Source organism: Streptomyces cinerochromogenes (assembly GCF_014648635.1).
In the GTDB taxonomy this organism is placed as follows: domain Bacteria; phylum Actinomycetota; class Actinomycetes; order Streptomycetales; family Streptomycetaceae; genus Streptomyces; species Streptomyces cinerochromogenes.
This window is the reverse complement of sequence record NZ_BMRM01000006.1, coordinates 1-12528: the sequence shown is the minus strand read 5'-3', so window position 1 is coordinate 12528 and position 12528 is coordinate 1. Positions and strand designations below refer to the sequence as shown.

At 71.3% G+C, this 12528-nt stretch carries 13 protein-coding genes and 1 rRNA gene; 3 read left to right on the top strand and 11 right to left on the bottom strand.

The window, feature by feature from the left end:
- Positions 1 to 188: 188 nt before the first annotated feature.
- Positions 189 to 470, bottom strand: coding sequence for a glutaredoxin family protein (locus IEZ20_RS13135; protein WP_189297862.1), 282 nt, complete (start codon positions 468 to 470; stop codon positions 189 to 191).
- 129 nt (positions 471 to 599) lie between these two features.
- On the opposite strand from IEZ20_RS13135, the gene IEZ20_RS13130 reads away from it, so the two are divergent.
- The 3 genes from IEZ20_RS13130 (at position 600) to IEZ20_RS13120 (ending at position 4271) form a co-directional block, all read left to right on the top strand.
- On the top strand, positions 600 to 1520 hold the full coding sequence (locus tag IEZ20_RS13130; RefSeq protein WP_189297860.1) for an HAD family hydrolase: 921 nt from the start codon (positions 600 to 602) through the stop codon (positions 1518 to 1520).
- A gap of 499 nt (positions 1521 to 2019) precedes the next feature.
- Complete coding sequence (locus IEZ20_RS13125; RefSeq protein WP_189297858.1) at positions 2020 to 2799, top strand: ECF subfamily RNA polymerase sigma factor, BldN family; 780 nt, start codon at positions 2020 to 2022, stop codon at positions 2797 to 2799.
- 236 nt (positions 2800 to 3035) lie between these two features.
- Positions 3036 to 4271: a DUF5667 domain-containing protein gene (locus IEZ20_RS13120; protein ID WP_189297856.1), complete on the top strand. Its 1236-nt coding sequence runs from the start codon at positions 3036 to 3038 to the stop codon at positions 4269 to 4271.
- Positions 4272 to 4389: 118 nt separating this feature from the next.
- Here IEZ20_RS13120 and IEZ20_RS13115 read toward each other — a convergent pair whose 3' ends face one another.
- From IEZ20_RS13115 to rrf, 10 genes are all read right to left on the bottom strand, one after another.
- The gene (locus IEZ20_RS13115; RefSeq protein WP_189297854.1) at positions 4390 to 5433 is read right to left on the bottom strand and encodes a lysophospholipid acyltransferase family protein; all 1044 of its coding nucleotides are present in this window, start codon (positions 5431 to 5433) and stop codon (positions 4390 to 4392) included.
- 14 nt (positions 5434 to 5447) lie between these two features.
- The gene (locus IEZ20_RS13110; protein WP_189297852.1) at positions 5448 to 6509 is read right to left on the bottom strand and encodes an NAD-dependent epimerase/dehydratase family protein; all 1062 of its coding nucleotides are present in this window, start codon (positions 6507 to 6509) and stop codon (positions 5448 to 5450) included.
- A 251-nt stretch (positions 6510 to 6760) separates the two neighbouring features.
- The gene (locus tag IEZ20_RS13105) at positions 6761 to 6859 is read right to left on the bottom strand and encodes a 30S ribosomal protein bS22 (RefSeq protein ID WP_003948845.1); all 99 of its coding nucleotides are present in this window, start codon (positions 6857 to 6859) and stop codon (positions 6761 to 6763) included.
- A gap of 136 nt (positions 6860 to 6995) precedes the next feature.
- The gene (locus tag IEZ20_RS13100; protein WP_121791081.1) at positions 6996 to 7208 is read right to left on the bottom strand and encodes a helix-turn-helix domain-containing protein; all 213 of its coding nucleotides are present in this window, start codon (positions 7206 to 7208) and stop codon (positions 6996 to 6998) included.
- A gap of 129 nt (positions 7209 to 7337) precedes the next feature.
- Entirely contained in the window at positions 7338 to 8153 is an 816-nt protein-coding gene (locus IEZ20_RS13095) for a phosphatase (RefSeq protein WP_189297850.1), read from the bottom strand.
- 178 nt (positions 8154 to 8331) lie between these two features.
- Positions 8332 to 9504, bottom strand: coding sequence for an acetoin utilization protein AcuC (locus tag IEZ20_RS13090; protein WP_189297848.1), 1173 nt, complete (start codon positions 9502 to 9504; stop codon positions 8332 to 8334).
- Entirely contained in the window at positions 9455 to 10699 is a 1245-nt protein-coding gene (locus IEZ20_RS13085; RefSeq protein WP_189297846.1) for an MFS transporter, read from the bottom strand. Before IEZ20_RS13085 ends, IEZ20_RS13090 begins: the two co-directional genes overlap by 50 nt.
- Before the next feature lie 87 nt (positions 10700 to 10786).
- The gene (locus tag IEZ20_RS13080; protein WP_189297844.1) at positions 10787 to 11500 is read right to left on the bottom strand and encodes a VC0807 family protein; all 714 of its coding nucleotides are present in this window, start codon (positions 11498 to 11500) and stop codon (positions 10787 to 10789) included.
- 92 nt (positions 11501 to 11592) lie between these two features.
- The gene (locus IEZ20_RS13075) at positions 11593 to 12237 is read right to left on the bottom strand and encodes an HAD family hydrolase (RefSeq protein WP_189297842.1); all 645 of its coding nucleotides are present in this window, start codon (positions 12235 to 12237) and stop codon (positions 11593 to 11595) included.
- An 83-nt stretch (positions 12238 to 12320) separates the two neighbouring features.
- Positions 12321 to 12437, bottom strand: a 5S ribosomal RNA gene (gene rrf, locus IEZ20_RS13070).
- Positions 12438 to 12528 lie beyond the last annotated feature (91 nt).

Here is a 12528-nt window from a genome sequence, read left to right as displayed (position 1 = left end):
AAAGATGGTGTCCGATTTGCCCGGCAGAAGTGACCGGGGTCACGCGGGTTTCACGCCCTCGACGGGAACCGGCGCATACGCACAGGCGTTCCTTCATTACTGGGGGCAAAACCGCACACACTCCTCACGAATCCCGCCCCCGAGACCAAACCGCCGTTGATCCTAAGCGACTTTCCGGCCGGTTTGGACTAGTCGGTCAGTGCACGACGCAGCCGCTCCTCGTTCACGCGCCAGAAGGTGTGCTGTTCACCGTCGACGAGGACGACGGGGATCTGCTCCCAGTAGCGGTCGTGGAGTTCCCGGTCCTCGGTGATGTCCTTCGGCTCCCACGGCACGCCGAGGTCGCCGCACACCTTCTCGATCACCACCTGCGCGTCGTCGCAGAGATGGCAGCCGGGCTTGCGGATGAGCGTGACCAGCCGCGCGCGCGGCTCGGCCCTGCGTCGGAAGAGGGGACTCATACCGGCCATTCTCGCCCCCTCCGCGCCCGTTCCGGATCGGATTCCGGATCGCTTCTTTCACGACCGGGACGCACAGAGTTCACACCGCGCCAACCTCGCGACGCCGGAACCACCGAACAGACTGGCTATGCTCACGTCATGGCCGCTCTCGGATGGCTCACTCCCCGTAGGCGCTCCGCCACGGCGCGGAGCGTGTTGGCAGGCGAGGCCTCGGCGGAGGCTGCCCGCAAGTCCTCGCAGGAGGCTCCGCCGGCGAAGCAGGAGGAACCGGAGTTCCCCGTGCTCGGCGACGACAAGGCGGCCGCCTTCTTCGACCTGGACAACACCGTCATGCAGGGCGCCGCGCTGTTCCACTTCGGCCGGGGACTGTACAAGCGGAAGTTCTTCGAGACCCGTGACCTGGCCCGATTCGCCTGGCAGCAGGCGTGGTTCCGGCTGGCCGGGGTCGAGGACCCGGAACACATGCAGGACGCCCGCGACTCGGCCCTGTCGATCGTCAAGGGCCACCGGGTCGCCGAGCTGGAGTCCATCGGCGAGGAGATCTACGACGAGTACATGGCCGACCGGATCTGGCCCGGCACCCGCGCCCTCGCGCAGGCCCACCTGGACGCCGGCCAGAAGGTGTGGCTGGTCACCGCGGCCCCGGTCGAGATCGCCCAGGTGATCGCCCGCCGCCTCGGCCTGACCGGCGCGCTCGGCACGGTCGCCGAGTCCGTCGACGGCGTGTACACCGGCAAACTGGTGGGCGAGCCGCTGCACGGCCCGGCGAAGGCGGAGGCGGTCCGCGCCCTCGCCGCGGCGGAGGGCCTGGACCTCTCCCGCTGCGCCGCCTACAGCGACAGCCACAACGACATCCCCATGCTGTCCCTGGTCGGCCACCCCTACGCCATCAACCCCGACGCCAAGCTCCGCAGGCACGCCCGCGAGAAGGACTGGCGCCTGCGGGACTACCGCACCGGCCGCAAGGCGGCGAAGGTCGGCATCCCCGCGGCGGCGGGCGTCGGCGCGGTGGCCGGCGGCACGGCGGCGGCGATCGCCCTCAGCCGCCGCCGGCGCTGACCCTCCCGGAACCCTTTCGGGGACCCCGGCCCATCCCTTCGTGACCCGCTCCCCCGCCTTCGGGATCCGCTCCCTTACCGCGGGGCTCCGCCCATCACCGCGGCCCCCGCCCGCCCCTGCGGGCCCCTCTCATACCTGCGGGACCCTCTCTCATGCCCGCGGGCCCTGCTCATCCCCGCGGGCGCTCGCCCACTCCTCCGGGGCGCTCGCCCCGCCACGCTCGCGCGCTTTGAACGCGCTCGTGTACATCACCACGTTCAACACGCCCCGCACTTCACCGAAACACGCCGTTTTCCGGTCAACAAGCGATCACGTTACGGAACTTGACCTGCCATCAAACGACCATAGAAGCGACGCATCCGGTGATTTGAGCAACTCGGTGTAGCAGTGCCTGCACGAAGCGTTATTCTCCTCAGACGCAAACCGGTACCCCTCCGTCGCCACGACGGGTGAACGGTCCCGCACTGCACGTGATGGAAGCTCTGCCTCTGGGAGTCCCGTGTACCCACACGTCGGGGTTGACGCCTCGGGCCTGGCTACGCTGCGCGCAACGGTCGCAACGGTCAAAGAGACGCTGCGCGGCTTCGTCCCCACCGCGTACGCCGTCCCCGCCTTCGCCGCCGCCGCGCCCGCGGGCCCGTGCTACGCACTGGCCGACGGCAGCGCCGCCGTCGGCAGACGAGGGCGTGCCACCGGCGCGGCCACCGCCCGGCGGCCGGCCGCCGACAGCGACAGCGCCCGGATGATGGACCTCGTCGAACGCGCCCAGGCCGGCGAGGCCGAGGCCTTCGGGCGCCTCTACGACCAGTACAGCGACACCGTCTACCGGTACATCTACTACCGCGTCGGCGGCCGCGCGACCGCCGAGGACCTCACCAGCGAGACCTTTCTGCGCGCCCTCAGAAGGATCGGCACCTTCACCTGGCAGGGCCGCGACTTCGGCGCCTGGCTGGTCACCATCGCCCGGAACCTGGTCGCCGACCACTTCAAGTCCAGCCGCTTCCGGCTGGAGGTCACCACCGGCGAGATGCTCGACGCCAACGAGGTCGAGCGCTCCCCGGAGGACTCCGTCCTGGAGTCCCTGTCGAACGCCGCCCTGCTCGACGCCGTACGGCGGCTCAACCCGCAGCAGCAGGAGTGCGTGACGCTCCGCTTCCTCCAGGGCCTCTCGGTCGCCGAGACCGCCCGGGTCATGGGCAAGAACGAGGGCGCCATCAAGACCCTCCAGTACCGCGCCGTACGCACGCTCGCCCGGCTGCTGCCGGACGACGCCCGCTGAACCGGGTGACCGAAGGCGACCGCCAACTCACTTACGGTGAAAGTCGGTTGCCTTTCCGATCCGGTCGTCCGCCGTCCGTAACCCAAGTGCCGCGCCAGTCGTTGTGCGGGATACAGGCTCCCTGTGGTCACGTCCTGGCCGGCCCCGATCGCTCGTTCGTGGGGAAGCGGTCATGGACGTGCAACCCTCAGGACCCCCTGGGGAGTCGACCGTCATGACGAGAGGAGGTGCCGCCAGTGATCGCGAACGTATCGGCGCACCGGCGGGCGAACGCCTTCGCCCAGGCCCTGGAGGAGCAGTCCGACCAGGACACGGCGGCCGAGCAGTCCGACAGCCCGGCGGGATCGCCGCCGACCCCCGAGGAACGCTCCGAGCAGGGCGAGCTGCTGGCCCTCGCGGCGGGTCTCGGCGCACTGCCCAAGCCGCAGCTCGACCCGGAGGTCAAGGTCGTCCAACGGGCCCAGCTGGTGGCCGCGATGGAGGCCATGCTCCAGGAAGGCACGGGGGCGGGGGACGCGTCGGTACCGGAACAGCGCTCGCACCGGGCCAAGGGCGCGCACCGGGCGAGCCCGCTGGGCAAACTCCGCCCGCGCACAAGACTGACCAAGGGCCTCGCGGCCGGCGGACTCAGCGTGGGCGTGGCCGCCGGGGCCTTCGGCGGGGTCGCCGCCGCCAGCTCCGACGCCCTTCCCGGAGACTCGCTGTACGGCCTGAAGCGCGGCATCGAGGACTTCAAGCTCAACTACCTGACCGACGGCGACGACCAGCGCGGCCAGACCTACCTCGACCAGGCCTCCACCCGGCTCAGCGAGGCCCGCCGGCTGCTGGAGCGCGGCCGGGGCGGCCACCTGGACCACGAGTCCATCGGCGAGATCCGCCGCACCCTGTCCGGGATGCGGCACGATGTCACCGAGGGCCACCGCCTGCTCCACGCGGCCTACGAGGCCGACCCGGACTCCCTCGGTCCCATCCAGGCGCTGTCCGCGTTCTCCCGCTCCCACCGCGAGGCGTGGAGCACGCTCAGCGACAGGCTGCCCGTGCAACTGGGCGATGTGAAACAGCAGGTGTCCTCGGTCTTCGACGCCATAGACGAAGAGGTCGCCCCGCTGCAGTCCCTGCTCCCGTCGTCCCCGGCCCAGACCGGCGGAGGCAGCCGTCAGGGCGGCTCCGGCCCCGCGTCCACCGGCACCTCCGGCAGCAACCGCTCGCACCCGCCCGCCTCCGCCGGCAGCACCCCGCCCGCCGGCAAGCACACCGGCACCGGCTCCCCGAGCGGCTCGGCCACCGGCAGCAGCGGCGCGGGCCTCATCGGCGGCGACACGGGCGGCCTGCTCGACCCGCCGAAGACCGGGCCCGAGGGCAGCCTCCCGTCCGCCGGCAAGTCCCCCACGGGCCAGCCGGACGTCACCATCCCGCCGCTCATCCCCGACCTGCTCCCGGGCCTGGGCATCGACAGCGAGGACGCGGACTAGCGGACCGCGGTCACGGCATCGGGGGCGCCCCTATCCGAGCAGGGGCGCCCCCGATGCCGTACACGGACACGCCCGGGAGGACGAGGACAGAGACGAGGACAGAGACGGGGACGGGGCCTCAGAAGAACACCGACCGCCGCTGCACCAGCAGCTTGTACAGCGTGTGCTGGATCTGCTCCCGCACCTGGTCGGTCAGGTTGAACATCAGCATCGGATCCTCCGCGGCCTCCGGCGGATACCCGTCCGTCGGGATCGGCTCGCCGAACTGGATCGTCCACTTGGTGGGCAGCGGGATCGCACCCAGCGGCCCCAGCCACGGAAACGTCGGCGTCAGCGGGAAGTACGGGAAGCCCAGCAGCCGCGCCAGCGTCTTGGCGTTGCCGATCATCGGGTAGATCTCCTCCGCCCCGACGATCGAGCACGGAATGATCGGCGCCCCCTGCCGCAGGGCCGTGGAGACGAAACCGCCCCGGCCGAACCGCTGGAGCTTGTACCGCTCGCCGAAAGGTTTCCCGATGCCCTTGAACCCCTCCGGCATCACCCCGACCAGCTCACCCTGGCCCAGCAGCCGTTCCGCGTCCTCCGCGCAGGCGAGCGTGTGCCCCAGCTTGCGGGCCAGCTCGTTCACCACCGGCAGCACGAAGACGAGGTCGGCGGCGAGCAGCCGCAGGTGCCGGCCGGCCGGGTGCCGGTCGTGCACCGCCACCTGCATCATCAGGCCGTCCAGCGGCAGCGTGCCGGAGTGGTTGGCGACGATCAGCGCCCCGCCCTCGGCCGGGATGTTCTCGATGCCCTTCACGTCGACCCGGAAGTACTTCTCGTACACCGGCCGCAGCAGCGACATCAGGACCTGGTCGGTCAGCTCCTCGTCGTAACCGAAGTCGTCGACCTCGTAGTCCCCGGTGAGCCGGCGCCGCAGGAAGGCCAGCCCAGCCGCCACCCGCCGCTCCAGGCCGCCGTCCCCGCCGCCGCCCTCCGCAGGCTCCGGCGGCTGCTCCTCGCGGCTCACAGGACCGTCCTCCCGTGCCCGCGCCCGGTCCGGCAGGGGCTGGACGGTATTGCCCTCGCCGCGCCTGCTCCCCATCCGGCGCCGCGCCGGGCGCTGTGCGGCGCTCCCGCGGGACCGGTCGTCGTCGAACGGAATGACCTTGGCGTCCGCCATCGTTGCCGCTCTCCTCAGTTGGCGCTGTGCTTCTGGGGGTGGCCGCCCGCCCTCGCGGTCAGCGCGGCGAGCCGGTCCACGGCCGCCGCCAGGGTCTCCGGCGGCAGCAGCCCGGGACCCTGGCCGCGCGCGAAGTCCGCGAAGGTCTCGGCCGTCGTGTAGCGGGGCGTGAAGCCCAGCGTCTCGCGCATCTGGACGGTGTCCACCACCCGCCCGTGGGTGAGCAGCCGGATCTGCTCCGGCGAGAAGTCCGTCATACCGAGCGTACGCACCAGGGAGCCGGCCCAGGTGACCGCGGGCAGCAGCAGCGGCACGGTGGGCCGCCCGAGCCTCCGCGAGCACTGCGAGAGCGGCAGCACACCGTCGCCGGCGATGTTGAAGGTGCCGCTGTTGAGGGTGCCCCGGCGCGGTTCGTGGGAGGCGATGCGCAGCACCTCGATCACGTCGTCCTCGTGCACGAACTGCAGCCTGGGGTCGTAGCCGAACACGGTCGGCAGGACGGGCAGCGCGAAGTACGAGGCGAGCGGGGTGTCCGCGGTGGGGCCGAGGATGTTGGCGAACCGCAGCACGCACACGGCGACGTCCGGCCGCCGCCGGGCGAACCCGCGCACGTACCCCTCCACCTCGACGGCGTCCTTCGCGAAGCCGCCGCTGGGCAGCGACTTCGGCGGGGTGGTCTCGGTGAACACGGCCGGATCGCGCGGGGCGGAGCCGTAGACGTTCGTACTGGACTTCACCACCAGCCGCCGCACGGCCGGCGACTTCTGGCAGGCGCCGAGCAGTTGCATGGTGCCGATGACGTTGGTCTCCTTGACCGTGGCCCGGCTGCCCCCGCCCAGGGCCGTACCGGTCACGTCCATGTGCACGACCGTGTCGGCGCCGGTCTCGGCGAGTACGCGGGCGATGGTCGGCTGCCGGATGTCGGCCTGGATGAAGTCGGCCCCGCCCAGATGGTGCGCCGGCGGTACGGCGTCCACCGCGATGACACGGTCGACCTCCGGGTCCCGCTGGATCCGCCGTACGAACCGGCCGCCCAGCTGCCGGGCCACTCCGGTGACGAGCACGACCCTTCCCAAGATCAGCGCCTTCCTTCCGCGTAGCCGGTATCCCGCGTTCCCCGTGTGCGGCCAACCTAGCCGGTCGATGTTGCCCTGTGATGACCCGCGGTGCGGGCGGTGACGGAATTTCCCCCATCGGTATATGCCGGGGCTGCCGGCCCGCGCCGGAACGCGCCTGTGGCCCCCCACCAGTGCTGGTGGGGGGCCACAGCTGTACGCCTGCGGCGCGTCGTCTACTCCGGTGCACCCCCGCTGACGCGGGGACGGAGTTACTTCTTGTTACGACGCTGAACGCGCGTGCGCTTGAGCAGCTTGCGGTGCTTCTTCTTGGCCATCCGCTTACGCCGCTTCTTGATAACAGAGCCCACGACTACCCTCGCTCACTTCTCATGTCTCGGTTGTTTGGGCGCCATGGGCCCACACGACCTACGAGGGGCTAGCCTACCCAACCGAGCGCCGAGGTCGTAATCGAGGGGGCACCCCCGGGTCACCCGGGGGCCGTCGTCAGGCCGTCTCCACCCCCACATAGCTGTCGCGGAGGTACTCGTGTACCGCTTGCTCCGGGACGCGGAACGAACGTCCCACCCGGATCGCGGGCAGATGACCGCTGTGCACCAGGCGGTACACGGTCATCTTCGACACTCGCATCACCGAGGCGACCTCCGCCACGGTAAGGAACTGAACCTCGTTCAGAGGCCTCTCGCCAGCTGCAGCCATGACACACCTGAACCTTCCGCACTCGACGGCCACCGGCTTCCCCTTCCGGTGACTCTTCGTCGTTGCGTGCTCACTCCCCAGACTAGGGGCGGGTGATGCGAGTGGGGAAGAGGTGCACCCATCGGCGGCCTACTGTGACAGACACGCTCGATTGAGTACGTAGCGGGCCAGCGGCCGGTAGTGAGCAGACCGCACTGCGTCATCAACCGGAACGACGACGGACACCCGTCCCTCGGCCTCCCCCACGAACAGCGCGGGATCGTCGGTGTCGGCCAGCCCGATGGCCTCGAACCCCAGCTGACCAGCACCGCAGACCCATCCGTGGTCGCCGACGACCAGCTCGGGCAGGGGCCCGCCGGCCGCCGCCGCGGCGTCGAGCGCGACCCGAACCGGGAGGGGCGAGTGGGTGTGGGCACCGGGCTCACAACCGGGGCGCTCGCTCGCCGGTTCCCGCACCAGCCCAACCCCTCGTACGTAGTCGAGGCGGTGGGGACGTAGACCGAACCGGGTCAATATGTCGACACAGCGACCCTGCGCTGGGGTGAGGACCTCACATCCCGCCGCCGACAAGGCGTCCGCGAGACCGGCGTAGAACCCCAGCAGCCGGTGCGGGTGCCCGGTGCCCAGCAGCACCGGCCCACCGCGCCGGGCCACCTCCCGGATCCGCCCGGCGAAGGCGTCCAGCGCGGCGAGCGTCCGCTCCGGATCGATCACGTCCGGTCCGGTCGTGTACCGGGGGTCGTCCGACACCCCGCACTTCCGCGCCATCAGCCCGATCAGGTCCCGGAACGCCCAGGGGCCTTCGGGATCGATCCCGATCAGCACGCGCGGGTCCCGCGCCGCGAACAGCCGATAGCTCCGCAGGCTCTCCTCCCGCGAGGTCGCCACCACCCCGGCCAGCCGAGCGGCCACCAGATGCGCACGGAGACGGGCGGGGGACCACACGGATGCGATGGTGACCCAGCGGGGGCGCGGGCGGGGCGGGAACGGCGGGAACGCCGCACGGTTGGCCTAATGCCGACCGTGCCGACCACGCCCCCCGCGCACCCACGGCGGCGGCGCGGCACCCACAGCGGCGGCGGGCCCGCTGCGGCGGCGCTGCGGCGGCGCGGCCGGGGTGGCGCTACGGCAGCAGCCCCCGCAGCGGGAACACGGCCCGTCGCGTCGCCAGCACGGCCTGGTCCACGCGGTCAGCGGGGTCGTACCCCGCCTCCCACTCCTCGTACGCCACCGGCCACCGCCCGTCCGTCATCCGCTGCGGCCCCAACTGGCGGGTGCGCGCGAACACTTCCCGGCGCCAGCTCTCGGGGATCACCGTCTCCGGAGCCACCGGCTTCCCCGCCGCGATCCCCACCAGATGCGTCCACGACCGCGGTACGACGTCCACCACCGCGTATCCGCCCCCGCCCAGCGCGACCCACCGGCCCCCCGCGTACGCGTGCGCCAGCTCGTGGCAGGCCACCTGCACCGCCCGCTGCGCGTCCAGCGAGACGGCCAGATGGGCGAGCGGGTCCTCGAAGTGCGTGTCGGCCCCGTGCTGGGTCACCAGGACCTGCGGCCGGAACTCGGCGAGCAGCTCCGGGACCACCGCGTGGAAGGCCCGTACCCAGCCCGCGTCCCCGGTACCGGCCGGCAGCGCCAGGTTGACCGCGGCCCCCTCCCCCGCGCCCGCCCCGGTCTCCTGCGGCCACCCGGTCTGCGGGAACAACGTCCGGGGATGCTCGTGCAGCGAGATGGTCAGCACCCGCGGGTCCTCCCAGAACGCGGCCTGCACCCCGTCCCCGTGGTGGACGTCGACGTCGACGTAGGCGACCCGTTCGGCGCCCAGCTCCAGCAGCCGTGCGATCGCCAGGGAGGCGTCGTTGTAGATGCAGAACCCCGACGCCCCGCCCGGCATGGCGTGGTGCAGCCCGCCCGCGAAGTTCACGGCGTGTTCGGCGTCCCCCCGCCACACCGCCTCGGCCGCGCCCACCGACTGCCCGGCGATCAGCGCGGACACCTCGTGCATCCCGGCGAACGCGGGATCGTCGAGCGTACCGAGCCCGTACGACCCGTCCGCGCCCGCCGGATCCGCCGACGCGGCCTTCACGGCGTCGATGTAGTCCTCCCGGTGGACCAGCCGGAGCGTCGACTCGCCGGCCGGTTTGGCCGCGACGACCTGCACCTCCCGGTCGAGCCCGAAGGCACCGACCAGCCGGCGGGTCAGGTCCAGCCGGACCGGGTCCATCGGATGGCTCGGACCGAAGTCATAGCCCGTTACTGCCTCGTCCCACATCAGCTGTGCGCGGCCGCTCATGCCCGCCACCGTATCGGTCCGGTTGAGGGGCGAACGACCTGGCGTAGCCCATGGTCACCAGCACCAACACCATCGGCACCAGCATGGCCCCCCGGTAGCTCCAGGCGTCCCCGAGCGCCCCCACCAACGGCGAACCGATCAGGAACCCCACGTAGTTGAAGATGTTCAGCCGCGCGACCGCGGCGTCCGAAGCCCCGGGGAACAACCTGCCCGCCGCCGCGAAGGTCTGCGGCACCACCACACACAGCCCCAGCCCCAGCAGGGTGAACCCGAGCATCCCGACCCAGGCGCCGGGCGCCACGGCCACCACCGCGAACCCGCCGGCCGCGACCAGCGATCCGAGCCGCACGACCGCCACCGCTCCGAACCGCCGTACCCCGAAGTCCCCGAGCGCCCGGCCCGCCAGCGTGGTCACCATGTACACGTTGTACGGCACGGTCGCCAGCTGCTCGGAGCCGCCCAGCACGTCCTTCAGGTACTTCGCGCTCCAGTTGGAGACGGTCGAGTCCCCGATGTACGCGAAGGTCATCACCAGGCACAGCGGCAGCAGCAGCCTGAAGACGACACCCCCGGCGACACCCCCGCCGACGCCGGCTCCGCCGTCGGTGTGGGCATCCCGCCCCGGCGCCGGATCCCCGTCGACGTACCACCGGCTCCCCACCAGCGCCGCCGGCAGCAGCACGGCCACCACCGGCAGGTACGACACCCACAGTGCGAGGTGCCAGTGCGCCCCGGCCCAGGCGAGCGAGGCCCCGAGGATCCCTCCCAGGCTGTAGGCGGCGTGGAAGCTGAGCATGATGCTGCGCCCGTACGACCGCTGGAGGCTGACGCCGAGCATGTTCATGGACGCGTCCAGCGCCCCCACCGCCAGGCCGAAGACGCCGAGCGCCACCGCCAGGCCGGCCACCTGGCCCTGCCCGCCCGCCCCGACGCCGAGCAGGGCCAGCAGCACCACCGGCTGGGACCAGCGCAGCAGCCGGCTGGGCCGGACCCGCTTCACCAGCTGCTCGGTCGTCACGCTGCCGATGCCGGCGAGGACCGGCACGGCGGCCAGGAAGGCCGGGAGCAGCGCGTCGGAGACGCCGTACCGGTCCTGGACGGCCGGGATGCGCGTCACCAGCAGGGCGAAGGCGACGCCCTGGGCGAAGAATCCGAACGCCAGAGAGGCCCTGCCGCGCCGCAGCACATCAGTCATGGCGGCGAGCGTAGGGCCCCTGGCTACCTGTGGGTAGATCCGGCCAAAGATGAATTTCCCTCAGCTTCAGCCGTTTCCGCACGGTGGTCAGGCGGCGACGGCCGGCGTGGGCCGCTGCGTCCGGCCGGCCTCCGTCTCGGCGGCGAGCATCCGCTCCATCGGCTCGACGGCGAGGCCACCGCTGACCACGAACGCGATGGCCATCGCGGCGATCAGGAAGACGGTGCCCAGCCACACCATGGTGTCCACGGGCACGGTGTAGGCGCCGACGACGCGCGCGACGCACTCGGCCAGCAGAGCCAGTCCCCACACCACGGAGAACGCCCGCTCCTTGGACCGGAAGGCCGCGGACCCGGCGGCCGCCCCGGACGCCAGCCGCTGCCAGGCGGCCTCCTTGTCGGCGTCGCCCTTCACGAGGAAGGGCTTCATGCCCGCGGTCATCATCGGCTTGCCGAGCCAGACGGAGACCAGGATCCCGATGGCGACCGTGCTGCTGACCCCGCTGTCCTTGGCGAGCATCAGCCGCGGGTCGCCGGAGAGGAAGCCCAGCAGCAGCGAGACGACGTTCACGACGAGGATGAGACCCGCCAGCCCGTTGGTCCTCCGCTCCTTGACCAGGCTCCACACGGTCCGCACCGCGGGTACGACGCTGCTCCAGGCGAGCGCCGCGAAGGTGCTCATCCCGAAGGCCTCCTTGAGGAGGTAGTACGAGCCGAGCGGCACCGCCACATCGATGAGCAGCGGCTTGAAGTTGTCCAGCACGCTCGGCTTACGGCCCTGGTTCCCCGTCTTCTTCGTCATGCCCCCAGCTTCGCCGCCGGAGGGGGTCGGGCAGTAGAAACGATCGTCCGCAGCTCCGCATGACAAATGTCAGCGCGGGACCGGGAGCGGGGTCATACCAGCAGGTCGGCCAGGGCGCCCATGTCCGCGAAGAGGTGCCCGGCACCGGCGAGCCGCGCCGCCGGGGTCATGGCGGTGAACCCGTACACGTCCATCCCGGCCGCCACGGCGGCCTGTACGCCCAGCGGGGAGTCCTCCACGACCGCACACCGCTCGGGGGCCACCCCCATCCGCTCGGCGGCGTACAGGAACAGGTCCGGTGCCGGCTTGCCCCGTCCCACGTCCTCGGAGCTGAAAACGCGGTCCTCGGTGAACCACCGGTCGAGCCCGGTCGTCCGGTGCCCCACCCGTATCCGCGCGTGGCTCCCGGAGGAGGCCACGCAGTACGGCACCCCGTCCACGGCCAGCTTCTCCAGGACGCCGGTCACCCCGGCGACGGGCTGCAACTCCCGCTCGAACGCGGCGAACACCCGCCGGTGGAAGACCTCGTCGAAGTCCGCCGGCAGCCGCTGTCCCGTCCGCTCCAGGATCAGCTCATGGATGCGGTGCATCGCCGACCCCATGTAGTCGCGGATGGATTCCTCGTACGTGGTGGGGTGGCCCAACTCGGTGAGATACGCGGCCAGCAGCCGGTTGGATATGGGCTCGCTGTCCACGAGGACACCGTCGTTGTCGAAGATGACGAGGTCGTAGCGCATGCCGAAGACCCTAATCGACCTGTACGGCTCCTGAACGCAGAAAACCCCCGCATCGACCCGATGCGGGGGTTTTCCCAAAAATTGTTCGGCGGCGTCCTACTCTCCCACAGGGTCCCCCCTGCAGTACCATCGGCGCTGTGAGGCTTAGCTTCCGGGTTCGGAATGTAACCGGGCGTTTCCCTCACGCTATGACCACCGAAACACTATGAAACAAACAACCGGAACGCCCCACCGGGCGACATGGTCGTGGTTTCAGAACCAACACAGTGAACGCGAGCGTCTGAGGACAAG